Raw genomic sequence first — 19,728 nt, forward strand, 5'->3', positions numbered from 1 at the left:
TTTAATTACCTTTGTAACACATAAAAAATCAACCAATGATATATTCAATGACAGGGTATGGTAAATCTGTTTTACAATTACCAACAAAAAAGATTACCATAGAAATAAAATCACTCAACAGCAAAAACCTAGATTTGAATACCCGAATGCCTTCTGTTTACAGAGAAAAGGAATTAGATATCAGAAAACTTATTGCCTCAAAATTAGAACGAGGCAAAGTAGATTTTTCTATTTTTGTTGAAATTACAGGTGAAGAAACTACAACACAAATTAATACACCAGTTGTAAAACAATACATTAAACAACTTAAAGACATAGTAAATAGCGATGAAACCGAATTACTTAAAATGGCTGTTCGATTTCCAGATGCTTTAAATACCGAGCGTACCGATATTGATGAAAATGAATGGAAAGCTGTTTTAAATGAAACTAAATCAGCACTTGAAAACATCAATATTTATAGACTTGACGAAGGCCGAGTTTTAGAACAAGATTTTAAAACCCGGGTACAAACCATTGCAACGCTTTTAGATAACGTTATTGATATAGACCCTGAACGTGTTTCGGCAGTTAGAGAACGTTTACATAAAGGTGTTGAAGACCTTAAAGAAAAATATGACGAAAACCGATTCGAGCAAGAATTGATTTATTATATTGAAAAATATGATATTACAGAAGAGAAAGTTCGTCTTAAAAACCACTTAGAATACTTTATATCTGCACTCAACTCTAATGATTCTAATGGAAAAAAATTAGGATTTATCACTCAAGAAATTGGTAGAGAAATTAATACCATTGGTTCTAAAAGCAACTATGCTGCCATGCAAAAATTAGTAGTGCAAATGAAAGACGAACTGGAAAAAATTAAAGAACAATTATTAAATGTCTTATAATTAATACTCGTGCTCAGTCTTAATCTCAATCAAAAAATTAATTCCTTTTGAAAAAAGAAAATAACAAACAAAATAAACTCATTGTATTCTCAGCACCTTCTGGTTCTGGAAAAACCACGATTGTAAAACACTTGTTAGGACTTGAAAAACTTAATTTAGAATTTTCAATATCAGCCACTTCTAGAGCAAAACGAGGTGAAGAAGTTAATGGAAAAGATTATTATTTCTTATCTGCTGAAGAATTTAAATCTAAAATAAAAAACGATGAATTTTTAGAATGGGAAGAAGTGTATCGCGACAATTTTTATGGTACCTTAAAAACCGAAGTAGAACGTATATGGGCTTTGGGAAAAACCGTTATTTTTGATATTGACGTATCTGGTGGTTTGCGTATAAAACGTAAATTTCCAGAGCAAACCTTGGCTGTTTTTGTAAAACCACCAAGTATAGATGCTCTTAAAATTCGATTAAAAAAACGTAAAACAGAAACCGAGGACAAAATAAATATGCGAGTAGCAAAAGCGTCTGCAGAGTTAGCTACAGCTCCTTTGTTTGATACCATTATTATTAATGATGACTTAAATAAAGCACTTAATAACGCTGAACTTGTAGTCAGTGATTTTTTGAATTCTTAAAAAAATCAAATGAAGATAGGATTGTATTTTGGCTCGTTTAATCCCATTCACATCGGGCATTTAGTAATTGCCAATTACATAGTAGAACACAGCGATTTAGATCAAGTTTGGTTTGTAGTAACCCCTCACAACCCTTTTAAAAAGAAAAGTACTTTATTAAACAACTATGAGCGTTTAGAAATGGTGTATATAGCTACTAAAGAATATACAAAACTAAAACCTTGTGATATTGAATTCAACTTACCTCAGCCCAATTATACTATAAATACGTTGGTTTATTTAGAAGAAAAGTACCCTAACCATCAATTTGCTTTAATTATGGGCGAGGACAATTTAAAAGGGTTCCATAAATGGAAAAACTACGAATTAATTCTTGAAAACCATCATATTTATGTGTACCCAAGAATTTCAGATGGCAAAATAGAGACCCAGTTCAACAACCACGAAAAAATACATTTTATTGATGCTCCCATTATGGAATTATCTTCTACCTACATACGAAACGCTATAAAAGAAGGCAAAAACATAGAGCCAATGCTCCCTCAATATGTTTGGAAATATTTAGATGAAATGGGGTTTTATAGATAAGTAAGCATTCCCTCAATGTTTTTACTTATAATTTGCATAAATGAATCCAAACTCAGCTCATGTTGAAAACAGTAACGTTAGCATTAAAAGTTTCTTTATCCCTGATTATAAAACTAAGGCACATAATCAATACTAACGTCATCCAGTTCATATACCCCATCATAAGCATCTTGACCACTCCCTGTATATTTAAAAGCAATATGCATTATGCCAGTGGCACAGGACAAGTCTACGGTTCCAGAATTAAACCATGGCACAAAAGAATCGGTATCTTTTACAATATAAGCTGCTGGTAATACTCCCCAAGTTGCAGAAGTAATGTTCGCTTCATTACCATCCCAATCCAAAGAATATAGAACTTCTAAAAAACTACCATCTGCTAAGCTATTGGATGTTTTAAAACGAAGCGTTGCATTGTGATAGTTATTTAAATCTATAGCCGGCGTAATTAGCCATGTAATATTACTAAAATCGCCCGAACTGGCTGTTTGTACTCTTGCCGAACGTCCCAAGGAAGCGTTAGAGGATGTTGATGAAAACCCTTCCCAGCCTTCAGATCCTGCCTCAATATAATTGATCCAACCATTACCTTGTATAAGTCGATTGTTTGTTTGTGATTCAAAATCTTCATAAAATAAATTGGCTGTTCCTGCAGTATCTGTCAACCCACAATCTAACTCTATTGGGTCACAACGTGCTTCATCAAAATTAATGTCGGCAGAGCTATTTATTATAAAGACATCAAAATCATCACCAAAATCCCTTGCAAAAACACCTTGAATATTTCCTTTTCCGTTGGGAATTATTAAAGATTTAAAATCTGAAAATGTACTTGTTTGGAGTAACAAAGAAACGCCAGACTGGCAACTTTCCATAAACCTAAAACCATCAAACTCATCATAACTTTCGCCTGCAAACGTACGTCCTAATTCATATCTATTCATTTGCATATCGTTTAATTGAATCAACGTATTTCTATCTTGACTTGTTAAATCAAACAAATTGATTACTTTAGGTGTTATGGTTGCTACTTCAGTACCTCTAATGATGATATTTCGGTATTCAGATGCTTGAATTTGCTTTACATTATTAGCATCACCTTTACCAATTGCCACCACACCATTGGACAAACCAATGGTTAGTCCGTTGATTTTTACGTATACTTTTCGGCCAACTTCAAAAGTATTATATAAACTAGGAACATTTATTTCCACTTTAAGCCCTAATCTTGGATCAGCATCCGAGCTACTATCATCAATTTTATTCTGAATGATTAACTCTTCAAAAAAATTACCCGCTTGGTCACTAGAAATTACATACCCCTGAATATACAAATCCTGTTCATCTTGTATTCTAACCGTAGCATTTCCATTTGCTACAGCTTGTTCATAACGATTCATAATAGCTTTAAAAGTTGTAATACTATTAGCTGGAATATCCACTTCTCTAATACTAATATCAGGAATATTATATTCATCATCTTGGACACAGGATATTGAACAAACACCTAAAACAAACGGTATTAATAGCTTTATTTTAATTTTCATAATTTAAAATTTTAAAACCTGTAATTCACATTTATAAAATAAGTAGCACCTCTACCATACCAATATTTTGAACCAAAAACAGGTTTATTTAATGCTTTATCGTCCCTTAATTGCCTGTAATTAGCATTTCTGCCTTGCTCAAAACCGCCTGTTTTGTAAACAACATCTAACAGATTATTTACACTTGCAAAAAAACCTATATAATTGCTCCCAACTCGCCAAGATTTCCCACCCGTTAAATTAACAATCATATAATCATCAAAGGTTTCTTGTTTAAGTAGCTCACTGGCAATATTTTCATCGTAATCATTAAAAGGTAAACCATCTGAATCCGTTGTAAAATTGACACTTCGGGTAAGAGGACTTATATCAACATAAATATTATCGAAAAAGTTTACCGCCGCTCCAAACCACCAATAATCGGGGTCTCGATATTCAAATCCTACAGAATATGCTGTGTGTGGCCCCGCAGCTAATTTGTAATTTTTTAAATTCGACTTTCCTATATAAATATCTGTAAAATCTTCAGAAGACAGATACAAATTAGGGTTATTATCATAAGTATATTGACCAACAGATGCTACACCCTTTAGTTTTAAAGTGGGAGTTACATTGGCTTCCAATCCAAATTCTACTCCAAAATGTTTCTTTTGAATACCTTGCAGAATTTCTTGAATAAAATTGGCATCTTCATTAAATCCTGAATTTTCAAATACATTAATGGCCCCAATACCATCTGCAAAAAAGAATGATATTTCATTTGCGTCTTTAATTTGTGTATGATAGCCTGTTAATTTTGCCCTTACAATAGGCGTTCTATAAATATAACTGGCATCAAAAGAGTAAATTTTTTCTTCGGTAATATGGGGAACAACATTATGATTTTCTCTGGAATTTGAAAAGGTATTTTGTATAGATGGAGCTTTTGAAATATAGCCTAAATTAATATCTAAAATATGTTTTCCAGATATTTTATAGATATAGCCAACTTTTCCTCCAAATCCCATAAAACTAATATTTTTACCATTCCCAAAAGAAGCATCTTTAGGAAAAGATCCATTTTCAAAAACTCCTTCTCTTTGGTATTGGGTGTTAGTAAGACTACCAGATATATAAAAGTCCATTTTATTATACTTAAATTGAGCTTGTATATACCCATTTATAATATTAGCATGAATATTATAATGATATTTAAATACATCCCCTTCTCTTACAATTTTATTTGGGTTTGATAAGTCATTTTGAATGGCATCAGGATTATTCACAAAATCATTTGCAAAACCATCTACATCCAAATAACCGTTTGCTCCAAAAAGATCGATGATTTCAGCAAAATTTTCAGATTTTAATTGTTTATAGCTTACTGCAGCATTAAACAAAATATATGTATTGATTTGTTTATTTAAAATGGAATTAAATGAGAACTGTTTATCATCCACGCGATCTTCATACAAGGCATAAATAGCATTACCACCACGATTGGCATTTGCAATATTAGCTTCGTATACATCCTGCCAATGTATCTGTCCGTCCTTTAAAAATTCTTGTTCAGATACATAAGCAAACCCTAAATCGTTTGGAAATTGTCGCTCATAATAACTGGGTAGTTTTTGGTAATAACTCGGGCTTGGATTAGCACCCCCTCCTTCAGGAAAACCATTTACCAAATCGGTACCTGTATAATCCAATCGGCTATTTCCCATTGTGCCAAATTGATAAGCAACATTGGTATTTAAAACAGTTTTAGGATTTAAATTCCAAAAATGATTAAGCATTAAAATAGGTTCTTCAACCTCTTTAATTCTAGAATTTCGTTTTTCACCTTCTTGCCAACCCCAATATTCATTGTATGTAATACCTTTTAAGTCATAAACTTCTTGCGTGTTTGGTGATGATTTTCCGCGTCTATTAGGTGTATAAAGCCCCGTAAAATTCAAACTATGTGTTTCATTAATTTTCTTTTCAATAGAAAGAAAAAAGGAATTAGAATCATACAACGTGGCATCTTGATAGCCCTCATGACCAAAACGCCTACCCAATGAAAAAGCATAAGCCCAATTATTTTTTAACAAACCTGATGCATAACTCGCCATCAACCGATTGGTATAGCTCCTGTTAGAAGATGAATAAGTAACCCGTCCTCCTGATCGATATTGACTAGCTCTGGTATTGATATTAGAAGTTCCTAAAATCCCTCCAAAATTAAAATTAGAGGGCATTAAACCAGAGGTTAGTTCTTGATTTCTCATCATATCATTTAGTCCGCCCCAATTACTCCATTGAGGTCTTCCATTAAAGAGTTTGTTCATTTCAATACCGTTAATTAATACAGAACCATTATCAGAATCTAAACCTCGTAATCTAAAAAAAGAGGTGCTAAATTCAAAAGCTGCAGTACGCTGAAACACATCAAGAGACGACTGCAACAAACCTGAAATATTATCGGCACCACCCATATCATCATCCAATTCATCATCAGTAAGTGTAATCGTGTATAAATCGGTTGATTGAGAAAAATCTACTGCTAAAGTCATATCCAAAATATCTACAACGGCACCTTTATTAACTACAATGGGATATCGTTTTGTTATGTAACCATCTTTGGAAATTCTTAAAATTTGTTCACCCAAAGGCACATTCTCAGAAAATACAAATTTCCCTAAAGCATCTGTTTTGACAGATTGATTGGTGCTTTCAATAGAAATAGTAACATCAAAAATTGGCTCAAATGTAATGTCTTCTTTTACACTGCCACTTATAATAGTTTGCTGAGCTATAATGGAAAAACAGCTTAATATTCCGAATGAAAAAACAACTATAAATAACCTCATACGCATCAATATAATAACTATATTAGGTTTAAAATAAATGAGAACTTAGAACCGTAAACTAAAATACTTACTAATAAATATATACTTTTGATCTGAACTTTGCAATTAAAAATCAATATCTTACAAAAAAATAACATGAAACACCTTACATATATGTTTTTCTCTTTTGTGGTGATTGTTTTTTCAAATTTGAATGCCCAAACCAAAAAAACCTATAAAATTCATACCATTGCTTTTTATAATTTAGAAAATTTGTTTGACACCATTAACGACCCCACAAAGTATGATGAGGCAAGCCCTATAATGGAATTAAAAGCAAATCGCACCAATGCTTTTAGCAAAAAAATACAAAATATGTCACGTGTTATTGCCGATATTGGCTTTGATGTCACTAACAACACACCGGCTATTATAGGAGTTTCAGAAGTTGAAAATAGGGAGGTTTTAGAAACTCTTGTAAATGATTCTACATTACGACATAAAAATTACGGCATTGTGCATTATGATTCTCCAGATATACGTGGTATTGATGTAGGGTTATTGTATCAAAAAAAAATATTTAAACCATTGTATACCAGCAAACATGAACTTAAAATTTATGATAACAATGGAAAACGTATTTACACAAGAGATCAGTTATTAGTAAGTGGTTTATTGGAAAATGATATGATTCATATCATCGTAAATCATTGGCCATCACGAAGAGGTGGAGAAGAAAATAGTAGAAGCAAACGTGTGGCAGCTGCAAAACTCAGTAAACACATTGTGGATTCATTGCAATCAAACAACCCTTATGCTAAGATTTTTATTATGGGTGATTTAAATGATGACCCTATAAACACCAGTGTTAAAGATATTCTAAAAGCTAAAAAAAATAAAAATCGTATAGACCTAAGAGAATTTTTCAATCCTTTTGAAAATTTTTATAAAGATGGTATTGGTACAACAGCCTACCGAGATGCATGGAGCCTATTTGACCAGATTATTATATCAAAATCTCTATTAGAAAAAGATTATTCGTCATTTCAATTTTACAAAGCTGGTGTTTTTAATAAAAATTATTTAATAACTACAACAGGTCCTTATAAAGGTTATCCTTTTAGAAGTTGGACTTACGGTGGCTTTTCAGGCGGTTATAGCGACCACTTTCCTGTATATACTTACGTCATTAAAGAGGTTGAAAAATTTAACGATAAATGAACGGTAAGTAATTACAAATATTATTATTTTTATCGTTCATTTTTCAAATGTGGCACAACTAATTTGCCAAAATGGTTTTTATTTTACTTTTATAATATCATTAATATTGGTAGTATAGCGTGGAGACAAGCGTTCTTGTCGCATTTTCCATGTGTGTTTTAAATCTTGGTTACCCAATTTTACTTTATAATCGGCATATTTAGAGTTCAATCCATCTATAACACGCATTAAGGGTTTATGTTTGGGGTTCTCATTTTCAAACATATCCAATTGATGATTATTTGTTGGCACCAGTCCCATAACAATAACACCTGCTCGCTTATATTTTATATCTTTCTTGAAAATGTGCGTGACAGCACGAACAGCTTCTTGACTAATTATTAAATTAGAATCAGTTGGGTAAGCTAAACTAATAGCTTTGCTTGCACGATATTGTACCAAATCTTTTTTATGCCTATCGCTGCTTAGCATTACATAAATTATGTGGCAACTGCAATTTTGTTTTCTCAGTTTTTCAGCACAACTCGTGGCAAAAGTAGAAATACGTTCTTTTATATTATCTAAATCTGAAAAGGTATATTCAAAACTTCGTGTAGTAGCTATGGCACGTTTGGTTTTAACCTCATCTAACTTTATTTCTGAAATGCCTTGCAAATCCTTTTTAAGTTTCCACTCGGTTATAGAAAAGTTTTTACGCACCCAATCATCTGGAAGTTGAGTAAAATCAAATGCTGTGCTACAGCCTTTTGCTTTTAAGCGCTTGGCTAATCGGCGTCCAATACCCCAAACATCTTCAATTTTTATCCATTTGATTGCTTTAATGCGTTTTTCTTCAGAATCAATTACATAAACCCCTTTGGTTTGTTTTGGATATTTCCGAGCAATTTTGTTGGCTACTTTACTTAATGCTTTTGTTGGAGCTATTCCTACGCAAGTAGGAATGCCTGTCCATTTTAAAATACGTGTTCTAATTTGAACTCCATAATCTTCAAAATCATAATTATCAAAACCTTTAAACTCTAAAAAAGCCTCATCAATACTATATACCTCCACATCAGGCGTAAACTGCTCTAATATTTTCATTACGCGGTTACTCATATCGCCATACAAGGGGTAGTTAGACGAAAACACTAAAATATTATTCGCTTTACAAAAACCTTCCCACTTAAAAATAGGAGCTCCCATGGGCAAGTCCAATACTTTAGCTTCATCACTCCGTGAAATAACACAGCCATCATTATTACTTAAAATAGCAATGGGTTTGTTACGTAAATTGGGATTAAAAGTACGTTCGCAAGACGCATAAAAATTATTACAATCTACTAAAGCATACATAAAAGTAAAGGTACAAGATTTTGATTTATTTAAGGAGAAGTTCAGAAAAATTCATTCCGAATATACTAAAGAATCTATGGAGAATTTTAATATTTAAATAAGGGTTTTTATTATATCATTAGTTTTATTTAGTGAGAAAACATAAATAAAATCCTTTTTAAAATATAAGCACTTAAAAAAGCTTCTTCTTTTCTATAATACTATTGCCAACACGCTTATACGCCACTTCTTTTCCTTTTACACAAAAATAATATGTTGCTTTGGATTTTTGCTCCAAAACAGATGTTAGCAAAACATCTTCAACACTACAATTGTATTCTTTAGCAACTTTTGCTTTTACGTGGTCTATCGTTGCACGTCCTTTTTTTAATTGAGCTTGTATCTTTTTGTTCAGCTGAGGCTCAACAAAATCATCTGACAGAATACAACTATCGTTTTCCTCTGGTATAGAAATTTCTTTTGCAATGGTATTTGATTTAGAAGTTTCTACATCAATATATTCCCAAGTATAATCTGCTTTTAATAATACACGACGCCCATCATCTGTTTTTACAATATAATTATTTTGTGAAAAACCAATGATTGAAATAAGGCATATAAAAACCAAAATGCATATTTTCATAATAAAAAAGCTTTTAAATTCTCTTCAAAAATACATTTTATTCCTCAACATACTCCAAAATATCGGATGGTTGACAGTTTAATGCTTTACAAATAGCTTCTAAAGTTGAAAAACGTACTGCTTTGGCTTTGCCAGATTTTAATATGGATAAATTAGCTTCAGTAATACCAATGATTTCTGCCAACGCTTTACTTTTCATATTTCGTTTGGTTAAGATAATGTCTAAATTTACATGTATTGGCATACTTCTTATATGGTTAAATCGTTTTCTGCTTTAACGTCCTTTGCTTGTTTAAATATTTCTGCTAAAATATAAAATGCGAATCCCACTGGGATTAAAAATGTAAACTCTGATTTAAGCTCGTTAAAAAGGTTAAATACAGACTTTTCAATGACTACCAAAAAAACTTTTAAAATCAAAACACCGATAGTGTATGAAATAAAAATATCTCCAATTTTTTTAAAATATTTAATAATTTTGTCACTAAAATAATATCCGTTTTCAACTTCTTTAAGAATAGGTAAGAAATAAGAAAACCCATAAATAAGATATCCTTTCCAAAAAAACAAACCTGCACAAATAATATAATAACTCCACTCAATTATTTTTCTTGAAAGAAACCCATTGGTTTTTTTATCAGCTATTTTTGTCCAATTTTGGAAATTTTCAAATTGACTCAAATTAAATTCACTTAAATCATTAAGTAATATAGATACTAAATAAACCAAAATCACCCAAGTGAAAACGACTAAAACATTCGTGTTTTTTTTCATAAAATTATTGTTTAACAATAACAAATTTATAAAAAATTATCGAATATCAATAATTTTAATCGTTTTTAATTGATAATGAGTGTTCTAATTATTGTTCTAAATTGTAAAGTCTTTTAACAAGTAAAAAAACCATTAAGCTAAATTTATTGAAAGGTACAAGAGAAAATAGTATTGTAAAGATCAAACTCATCTATTTTAAAAGTTTACTAGGAGGATAGCCAAATTGCTTTTTAAAACAGCGGCTAAAATATAAGGGGTCATTAAAGCCAATTAAATCTGTAACTTCTGATACATTATATTTTTTAGATTTAAGTAACTGAACCGATTTTTTTAACCTAATTGTTCTAATAAATTCGTTAGGAGCCAAATCTGTCAATTCTTTAATTTTTCTATAAAGTTTTGAAGAACTCATGCCTAATTCATCACACAAAAAACTGGTTGTTAAATTTGAATTACTAAGGTTTTTTTCAATAAGTTTTGATATTTTTTCCATCAGTGTTTTATCTACTGGCGAATGTGTAAGCAAATCGATTTCGCTTTCAGCATCAACAGAAAACTTAGATTTTAATTCTAGTCGTGCTTTAATAATATTTACAATTCTTGATTTTAGCAAGGAGGGATCAAAAGGTTTTACCAAATAGCCATCTGCTCCAACATCATAACCTTTTACCTTGTCTTCATTTTCAGAAAGTGCAGTTAATAAAATAACGGGAATATGACTTATAAATTCGTCATTTTTCAATTCCTTACAAAACTGAAGACCATCCATAACAGGCATCATAATGTCAGCTACACATAAAATAGGTTTTATTTGTCTGCAAAGTTGAAGCCCTTCTTTACCATTTTCAGCTTCATAGACTTTGTAGTAATTGGAGAGGTAATCAATTAAATATTTTCGAAGTTCCAGATTGTCTTCTATAACCAATATTTTTTCTTTAATCTCTGTATTGCTTGTTGTTTTTTTAATAGGAATAGGAGCAATTAGCGATTGATCATCTTTACTTGTAATAATTTCAAAGATTTCTTTTTTGCTATAAAACCTTTGTTTTATAGGGATTTTAACAGTAAACACACTGCCTTTTTTAGGTGTACTTTGTACTTTAATACTACCTTTATGAAGTTCTACTAAAGATTTAACCAAAGACAAACCAATACCTGACCCTGTGTTGTTTTCTTTACTATTTGTTGCTTGATAAAATCGTGTAAATATTTTTTCTTGACTTTTAAAAGGAATCCCTATACCATCATCACTTACCTCCATTATTAAATAGCCATCATCTTCATTTTTTAAGCCTACATACAAATCTACATGCCCAAATTTATTAGTAAATTTTATGGCATTAGACAATAAATTGTAAAGAATTTTATCATATTTATCTTTATCAATCCAACCAAAAAGCGATTCGTCTTCAGTGTTAAAACTTAACTGAATATTTTTATTATAAGCAAACTCCTTAAAAGAATCAAATGTATTTTTGGTATATAGTAAAATATCTGTTTTAGAGACTTTAAGCTTAAGCTCACCTGTTTGTGCTTTTCTAAAATCAAGTACTTGATTTACTAAATTTAGTAACCTACTCGCATTTTGATGTATAAGATTATATCTACTTTTTTGGTAATCGTTACTCTGTTCTTTACTTTCTTCAAGAAGCTGTTTTACAGGACCTAAAATAAGAGTTAAAGGCGTTCTTAACTCGTGAGAAATATTCGTAAAAAACCTTAATTTTTCATTGTTTAATTTAATATCGCGCTCTCTGTTTACTTTTTCTGTTACTAATTCTTGTTTAAGGCGAATTCGATTTTTAATCTCACGTCTAATTAAATAAAAGATTAATGATATCAATAATAAAAAAAGAAAAAGTGCCTGATATGTCAACCAAAACGGACGTTTAATTTTTATATTGTATGAAACCACATCGCTCCAATGTCCATCGCTATTACTTGATTTTATTTTAAACACATAATCATCAGGGTATAAGTTCGTGTACTGAACCGTTCTGGAATTACTGCTGGCTTGTATCCAATCATCATCAAAACCTTCTAATTGATATTCAAATTTATTTATACGCTCATTAGAATAAGATGGTGAAGAAAATTGAAATGAAAAATTCCTGTTATTGTAATTAAGTGTTAAGCTTTTAGTTAAATTTATGTCTTGTTTTAATGGTATTTCATTATTGATTTCTTTTCCAGGGAATAAGGTTTCATTTTGAATTTTAATTTCAGTAATGATAGGTTTAGGTGATTGTTCGTTTTCTTGTATGGTATAAGGTGAAAAATATATAATCGTATTTTTACCACCTAAATAAATATTTGATTTTCCTCGATTATAAAATCCTTTAGAACTAAAGTAGTCTAACCTATTTCCACTATTTACATGATAAATATTATAACCACTACCATCTACTTTTAGCCGAGCAACACTATTATTATTTATATTTAACCATAAATCGCCATTAAAATCAAGAAGCATATCTGTAACCCATTTTCCTGCTAATTCTTCTGGTTTATTTAAAGGTAAAAAATCGTCTTTATGGTTATCAAAATAACTTAACCCAGTTCTAGTGGCAGCCCAAAGTTTTCCATTTTTATCAAAAATAATATCACTAACATTATAATGAGGTAAACCAACGCTTCCATTAATAGGTGAGGCGTATGTAACAAATGTGTCTGTTTCCAATTTATATTTTATGACGCCAGCTTCTGTAGCAAACCAAACATTATTCGAACTATCCTTAATAATTTTATTAATATTGCTTGAGCCAAGTAATTTTTTGTTAGATAATTTATTTTTTGTGTTTTCTGTATTAAATATTAAGGCACCTTCACCAAATGTTCCAATCATTAGCTTATTGTTACCTAAATTTTCGAAGGCTGATATTGGGAATTGAGTAAAACCAACATCTATTTCTTTAGATTGATTTATGTCATAATCATAAATTAATAATTTTCCATTCCACAACCCACAATAAAACGTTTTTCCGTCTATAGAATAGATACTAGCTATGTCTTTTTGATTGTTATAAAGAGGTATAAAGTTGTTATTGTCTGAAATAAAAAGACCATTATGACGAGTGGCAACAATTATTTTTTTATCATAAGTTTTTGCAAATCCACGGATTCTGGGTGCTTGATTACCTATAAATTGGGAAATATCCTTATTAATGTTAAATTGGTTTTCAAAGGGATCATATTTATCTAATCCATCTTCGGTTCCTATCCATAGTATACCTGAAGTATCAAAATATAAGGCAGACACTAAATTGTCAACTAAAGAGGTTTGGTCTGTTAAAATAGAGTAATGATTAACAAACTTTCCTATACTTATATCTTCTAAGCGATTGCATACAAGAAGACCTCCCAGAGTGCCAACCCAATATTTACCATCTGGTGCTTGTGCTACAGACACAAAATAAGGACCTAAAGCATCTCTTGTTTCATCATCTTCAATGTAAAGATTTATAAACTCATTGGTAGATTTATTTAATTTATATAAGCCTGTTCTCGTTCCAATAAAAATATCTTTTTTGCCATCTTCATAAATAAAATTTATATATGGGTTTATATCGGTGGAATTAGGAATATTAAGTGAATAATTCGTTACTTGTTTTATACTTCCAGCAGAATTTAAATTTATTTTCGCTAAAGCTGCCGTATTATAACTCCCTATCCATATATTACCTAAAGAATCTTCAAAAATTTCCTTTATATAATTAAAACCAGGCAGATTTATTTTTTCAAATCGTTCTTCCTTTAAATGAAACAGGTAAAGACCTTTATCTTTTGTACCAACCCATATACGGTTATGCTTATCTACATACACAGAACGTATTTCTTCGTCTGGTAAACTATTAGAATTATTAGGATCTGTTAAAAATGTAGTAAACTCATAAGTATTTAATTTTAATAACGATAACCCTTTTCTGGTGCCAATCCAAAGGTGATTTGATTCTTGATCTAATTTTAAGGCAGTTATGTCATCATTATTAATTTTATTATGGCCCTCAGCAGAACTTAAATACGATTTAAATTCATAACCATCAAACCTATTTAAACCAGAAAAGGTACCTATCCACAAAAACCCATTTTTGTCTTGAACAATTTGACGAACTGAATTATGAGATAAACCACCGTTTGCATTATAATGTTCAAATTTAATACTCTGTGAATATGAGTTTAAAAAGAACAATGCGATGTACAACGATATAATGAAGCGGTACGTCATTAAAACTAAGTTTTACTATTTTAAGATGTTTTTTCTCCTCTTAATTGGAATATCATTAAGAGTCAATGCTTTTTTGTAATATTTTTGAGCCATTTTTCTGCTAAAATTGGCCAAGTTTCAGCTGCTGTATTTCCTTTTCGTAAACCATACCCATGGCCGCCATTATTATAAACATGTAATTCTACTGACGTTTCATTATTACGTAATGCTTGAGCCATGACTAAGCTACTATTACCATAATAGTCGTCTGCAGTTCCAAAAATAAAAAATGGAGGAACCTGCTCATCAAATTTAAAATTAGCGTCTATAGTTTTACCTTCTCCTTTATCCAAATATGCAGGATAGATAAGCATAGTAAAATCTGGCCTGGGTGAAATATCGCTTAAATAATCTGATTTCTTATAAAAACTATTTTTATAATTGGTTGAAGCCAGTGCAGATAAATGTCCTCCTGCGGAAAAACCAATAAGACCTATTTGATGTGTGTCTAAGTTAAATTTTAATGCTTTACTTCTTATTAATTTAATAGCTTGTTGTACATCTTGAGCTGCTCCTTTTTGTTTCTTGGGAACACGATATTCAAGTACAAAAGCAGTGTACCCTAAATCATTTAACCATTCTGCAACTTCATAACCTTCTTTATCAATAGCTAAAATACTATAACCACCCCCTGGACATACAATGATTCCTGCTTTGGAATTATTCGGCTTTTCGGGTAAAAAAACTGTTAAAATTGGGTTTGTTACATCAGTTAGTCGAGTCACCCCTCCAGAAACATTGTCAGATATAACAGCAGGATGTTTTTCCTCAGTTTCTCCTGGCACAGCATCAGGCCATAAATAAATAATGGCTCGATCTTGAGCTGCCATGGCTAAAGAAAGTAAAATAATTAGAAGCTGTAGCTTAAAGTACTTCATTATTAGTTAATAGTAATATTTAATAATTCCAAAAAAACAGCTATTCCAAGTTTTGAGTGACTTCTATTTTAAAACCTGTAATTGGAATATCATTCTTAGAATGTTCTGGAATATCTAAATGTAAACCCGTTTTAGTTTGTTTCCAAACTACTTTTTCTGAATTATCTAATCGAGTAACAGATTTGATTTTAATTTTACTTTTAGTTGAGAACGTTTTTATTTGAACACTGTTTTCTTTAACACTACAAACATAAGCAAAGATAGCCCCCTTATTTGTTGTAAATCTCACTTCTGGAAAAATAACTTTTGAAGTGGCGTCGTATGCGTTGTCCTTCATAGCTTTTTCTTCCTCAGAAAGATTGACATTATGTACTTGCTTTTTAACTCCATCTAAATATTCACCCTGAACTTTCCATGGTTTAGATCCATAAATACCTTCTGAATTTTTTTGAATCCAATCTCCTATTTGCTTCAACCGTTTTTGAGCTAATTCTGTAATTTCGCCTTTAGCTGTTGGACCATTATTTAATAATAAATTACCACCCTTACTTACTATTTCTAATAATTGACGTGTCATTAACTCTGAAGATTTATAAATAGTGTCGTATTCAATATACCCCCAATTTTTACCCATGGTAATACAAGCTTCCCATGGTTTTACTTCTAAGTATTCACTTATTTTTTGTTCTTTTACTTCATAATCACCAAACCCATGCTTAATTCGGCTATTAATAATACAATGAGGCTGGATATTTAATATTAATTCCCGTAATTGTTTACTTTCATCAGGACTAATAAGTTCTGGAGTATCAAACCAAATAACGTCAATTTTACCATATTGAGTTAGCAGTTCCTTTATTTGTGGTTTCACTTTTCTTTCAAAGTAATGATTAAACACTTTTTTATCTTCATCTGGATAATCTACTAAATTACTTCGTCCACCTTTATGAGGCCAATTAGTTGCCACATCTGGGTCTTCCCAATCACGCCCCAAAGAATAATAAAATCCAAATTTCATGTTGTGTTTATGACATGCTTCAACTAATGCTTTCATAGGGTCTTTACCATAAGGCGTACGCTCTACAATATTATAATTGTTTGAAGGTGAATTAAACATAGCAAAACCATCATGATGCTTAGAAGTAATGATAATATACTTCATCCCCGCTTGTTTTGCAGTAAGTACCCACTGTTCTGGATTGTAGTTTACTGGGTTAAAATCATTGGCAATGTTACCATACTCTTCCAATGAAATTTTTTCATGAATCATAAAGTGCTCATTACCTTTTGCTATACGCCCCTCCCAATAGCCTGCTGTTTGAGAGTATAAACCCCAATGCATAAACATTCCAAACTTTGCATCTTTCCACCAATCCATTTTATCGGGTGTCTGCGCAAAACTATTACTTAATAAAATGCTGCTAAAAACTAAAAGGTATAAACGGTAATGCTTCATTTTATGATATAGTTTTATTGGTTTTAAAGAACTATAAAGTTAAAATTTCATTTTAAATAACTTAATTTAGTTTTCAGTAAATTCAACATTTGTAACTTTAACCACTATAGCATTTGGCCATATTTTATCATTATAAAGTCTGTGGGCCTTACTTACTGATATTTCTAAACGGTCTTTATGCTGAGTAAAAGTAGTTTTTGGGTTATTTTCTGGCCAATATTCTACTACCAAATCGTTTTGACCCAATACAGATACTTCAGTATTTTTTGTAGATTTTATATTTTTTAATAAAAAGTTTCTTCTAAAACCTTTAAACCAATGTTGTTGGTTTGTAATAAAAACATAAGCGGTATTTTCATTTTTGGCTTTGGTAAACCATATATCTCCATCTTTAATAAGGCCAGGAACAGATCTTACATTCTTTACACCTTCATGATTTACAAACATCCAAAGTGCTATTTCGCGTAAACGTTCTTCTTGTTCAATTGGTATTTCCCCATTAGGTTTTGGCCCTACATTCATTAAAAAATTACCACCTTTAGCGCGTATTTCAATTAATTTATTAATAAGTTCTTTGCCACTTTTATAAACTTCATTTGTTGGCTTATAAGCCCATTGTGTACCCATAGTCATACACGTTTCCCAAGGACCAGGAATTGCTGTATTAGGTATTTTTTGTTCTGGAGTTTGAATTTCACCCCTAGTAACCATAATGTTAGGATCTTTTTTATGTACAAATTGAACGATATCTGCTTTTTTAAACGAATCAAAAAACATGATATCTGGTTTGTAATTATCAATTAATTCTGCTATTTGTTTTTTATCGTAGGCCAAAAGTTCTGAATTTTCATCTACACCAGCCATTTTACCCTTACGAGAAATAACATGTCCTTGTTTATGCATTACACTAAAATCCTCTGGCGAAAAATAGAACCCTACTTTCATCCCATACTTTCTTAATGACTTTGCTAACATCCCTGTTATATCTTTTGAATAGGGCGTATTCATAATATTAAAATCTGTTGTTTTAGTATCCCACATACAAAATCCATTATGATGTTTGGTGGTAAAAACCACATATTCCGCACCTGTTAACTTAAATAATCTTGCCCATTCGTCTGGGTCAAATTTATCTGGATAAAAAGTTTTAGGAAGTTCTTCCATATACCTTTTTACATAATCTTCAGACGCACCAACCATAGAGTGACTAATCACACTACCTAATTGCGAATCCAAACTCCAATGTATAAATATTCCAAACCCCATATCCATAAAATCTTCTACTTGTGCGGGGGTATTTCTTAGTTGTCCAAACGAAGAAGAAAATGTAATTAACATTAAAACTAAAACGGCGTATTTACTTTGTATTTTCATGATATTTATTTATTATTTTCAGATTATTCTACAAATTCAATATTGGTTAACTTAACTACCACTTTATTTGGCCAAATTTTATCGTTGTAAACCCTTTGTGCTCTTGTAATTGAGATTTCTACATTGTGATTGCGCTGCGTAAAGCGAGATGTTGGGATGTTATTTGGCGAATATTCTACAACCAAATCATTTTGTCCTAAAACAGAAATTTCCGTTTCTTTTGTTGTTCTCAATTTTTCCGTATAAAATAGTCTTCTCTTGCCTTTAAACCATTCTTGTTCATTAGGAACAAAAACATAAACTGTATTTTCATCTTTAGCTTTAGTAAACCATAAATCTCCTTCTTTTATTACGTTAGGTAGAGTTCGTACGTTTTTAACAGATTCATTGTTCATAAACATCCAAAGCGCTATTTCTCTCAAACGTTCCTCTTGTTCTATTGGTATTTCTCCATTAGGTTTAGGCCCAACATTCATTAAAAAATTACCGCCTTTAGCGCGTATTTCAATCAATTTATTAATAAGTTCTTTACCACTTTTATAAACTTCATTTGTTGGCTTATAAGCCCATTGTGTACCCATTGTCATACACGTTTCCCAAGGGCCAGGCATTGCTCCATCAGGTATTTTTTGCTCTGGAGTTTTCATTTCACCACGTGTAACAACGATATTTGGATCTAATGAATGTACATATTGAACGATAGGTCCTGTTTTAAACGCATCAAAAAAGATAACATCTATTTGTCCATAATTAGTAACTAGTTCTTTAACCTGTTTTTTATCATATTCTAATAATTCAACATTTTCTGTGATTTGACTCATCATACTATTTCGTGAAATGAGTTCGCCTTGTTTGTTTAAAAAACTAAAATCCTCTGGCGAAAAATAGACTCCTACTTTTAAACCATGCTTACGCAAGGCTGTAAAAAGTTCGGCAGTAATATCTTTTCCATAAGGAGTATTCATAATATTAAAATCTGTTGTTTTAGTATCCCACATACAAAATCCATTATGATGTTTGGTGGTAAAAACCACATATTCCGCACCTGTTAACTTAAATAATCTTGCCCATTCGTCTGGGTCAAATTTATCTGGATAAAAAGTTTTAGGAAGTTCTTCCATATACCTTTTTACATAATCTTCAGACGCACCAACCATAGAGTGACTAATCACACTACCTAATTGCGAATCCAAACTCCAATGTATAAATATTCCAAACCCCATATCCATAAATGCTTCATTGAGTTCTGGCTTATTTTTAAGTTGTGAAAATGCCGAAAAACATACGGTTATAATTAATACAAAAGTGATTTTAATCTTGAAGGACATAAT

15 protein-coding genes are annotated in these 19,728 nt (G+C 31.1%); 4 read left to right on the plus strand and 11 right to left on the minus strand.

Annotation, left to right across the window (positions count from 1 at the left end; genetic code table 11):
• Nucleotides 1-35 precede the first annotated feature (35 nt).
• The 3 genes from APS56_RS10000 to nadD are packed head-to-tail and all read left to right on the plus strand — an operon-like array spanning nucleotide 36 to nucleotide 2,116.
• Nucleotides 36-893, plus strand: coding sequence for a YicC/YloC family endoribonuclease (locus APS56_RS10000; RefSeq protein ID WP_054727686.1), 858 nt, complete (start codon nucleotides 36-38; stop codon nucleotides 891-893).
• 47 nt (nucleotides 894-940) lie between these two features.
• Nucleotides 941-1,528 carry a guanylate kinase gene (gene gmk / locus APS56_RS10005; RefSeq protein WP_054727688.1) on the plus strand — a complete coding sequence of 196 codons (588 nt, stop codon included), beginning with the start codon at nucleotides 941-943 and terminating at the stop codon, nucleotides 1,526-1,528.
• Between the two features lie 9 nt (nucleotides 1,529-1,537).
• Entirely contained in the window at nucleotides 1,538-2,116 is a 579-nt protein-coding gene (nadD, locus tag APS56_RS10010; protein WP_054727690.1) for a nicotinate (nicotinamide) nucleotide adenylyltransferase, read from the plus strand.
• 113 nt (nucleotides 2,117-2,229) lie between these two features.
• Here nadD and APS56_RS10015 read toward each other — a convergent pair whose 3' ends face one another.
• Both APS56_RS10015 and APS56_RS10020 read right to left on the minus strand, forming a co-directional pair.
• Nucleotides 2,230-3,663 carry a DUF5689 domain-containing protein gene (locus APS56_RS10015; protein ID WP_054727692.1) on the minus strand — a complete coding sequence of 478 codons (1,434 nt, stop codon included), beginning with the start codon at nucleotides 3,661-3,663 and terminating at the stop codon, nucleotides 2,230-2,232.
• A gap of 11 nt (nucleotides 3,664-3,674) precedes the next feature.
• Entirely contained in the window at nucleotides 3,675-6,494 is a 2,820-nt protein-coding gene (locus APS56_RS10020; protein ID WP_054727694.1) for a TonB-dependent receptor, read from the minus strand.
• Between the two features lie 135 nt (nucleotides 6,495-6,629).
• Here APS56_RS10020 and APS56_RS10025 point away from each other — a divergent pair, with 135 nt between their 5' ends.
• Nucleotides 6,630-7,694 carry an endonuclease/exonuclease/phosphatase family protein gene (locus APS56_RS10025; RefSeq protein ID WP_054727695.1) on the plus strand — a complete coding sequence of 355 codons (1,065 nt, stop codon included), beginning with the start codon at nucleotides 6,630-6,632 and terminating at the stop codon, nucleotides 7,692-7,694.
• 78 nt (nucleotides 7,695-7,772) lie between these two features.
• Here the strand turns inward: APS56_RS10025 and APS56_RS10030 are convergent, their stop codons facing one another.
• From APS56_RS10030 to APS56_RS10070, 9 genes are all read right to left on the minus strand, one after another.
• Nucleotides 7,773-9,029 (minus strand): Y-family DNA polymerase, encoded by a 1,257-nt coding sequence (locus tag APS56_RS10030; protein WP_054727697.1) that lies wholly within the window; start codon nucleotides 9,027-9,029, stop codon nucleotides 7,773-7,775.
• A 172-nt stretch (nucleotides 9,030-9,201) separates the two neighbouring features.
• The gene (locus APS56_RS10035; protein WP_054727699.1) at nucleotides 9,202-9,651 is read right to left on the minus strand and encodes a DUF3157 family protein; all 450 of its coding nucleotides are present in this window, start codon (nucleotides 9,649-9,651) and stop codon (nucleotides 9,202-9,204) included.
• Nucleotides 9,652-9,688: 37 nt separating this feature from the next.
• Nucleotides 9,689-9,895 (minus strand): helix-turn-helix domain-containing protein, encoded by a 207-nt coding sequence (locus APS56_RS10040; RefSeq protein ID WP_054727702.1) that lies wholly within the window; start codon nucleotides 9,893-9,895, stop codon nucleotides 9,689-9,691.
• Between the two features lie 5 nt (nucleotides 9,896-9,900).
• A complete protein-coding gene (locus tag APS56_RS10045; protein ID WP_054727704.1) occupies nucleotides 9,901-10,425 on the minus strand; it encodes a DUF2975 domain-containing protein in 525 nt (174 codons plus the stop codon).
• 190 nt (nucleotides 10,426-10,615) lie between these two features.
• Nucleotides 10,616-14,650, minus strand: coding sequence for a hybrid sensor histidine kinase/response regulator transcription factor (locus tag APS56_RS10050; RefSeq protein ID WP_054727706.1), 4,035 nt, complete (start codon nucleotides 14,648-14,650; stop codon nucleotides 10,616-10,618).
• A 62-nt stretch (nucleotides 14,651-14,712) separates the two neighbouring features.
• Nucleotides 14,713-15,567 (minus strand): alpha/beta hydrolase, encoded by an 855-nt coding sequence (locus APS56_RS10055; RefSeq protein WP_054727708.1) that lies wholly within the window; start codon nucleotides 15,565-15,567, stop codon nucleotides 14,713-14,715.
• Nucleotides 15,568-15,607: 40 nt separating this feature from the next.
• On the minus strand, nucleotides 15,608-17,023 hold the full coding sequence (locus APS56_RS10060) for an alpha-L-fucosidase (RefSeq protein ID WP_054727710.1): 1,416 nt from the start codon (nucleotides 17,021-17,023) through the stop codon (nucleotides 15,608-15,610).
• Between the two features lie 66 nt (nucleotides 17,024-17,089).
• Nucleotides 17,090-18,397 (minus strand): alpha-L-fucosidase, encoded by a 1,308-nt coding sequence (locus APS56_RS10065; protein WP_054727712.1) that lies wholly within the window; start codon nucleotides 18,395-18,397, stop codon nucleotides 17,090-17,092.
• Nucleotides 18,398-18,420: 23 nt separating this feature from the next.
• Nucleotides 18,421-19,725: an alpha-L-fucosidase gene (locus APS56_RS10070; RefSeq protein WP_054727714.1), complete on the minus strand. Its 1,305-nt coding sequence runs from the start codon at nucleotides 19,723-19,725 to the stop codon at nucleotides 18,421-18,423.
• Nucleotides 19,726-19,728: the final 3 nt, after the last annotated feature.

Origin of the sequence: Pseudalgibacter alginicilyticus (genome assembly GCF_001310225.1) — a bacterium.
Taxonomy (GTDB): domain Bacteria; phylum Bacteroidota; class Bacteroidia; order Flavobacteriales; family Flavobacteriaceae; genus Pseudalgibacter; species Pseudalgibacter alginicilyticus.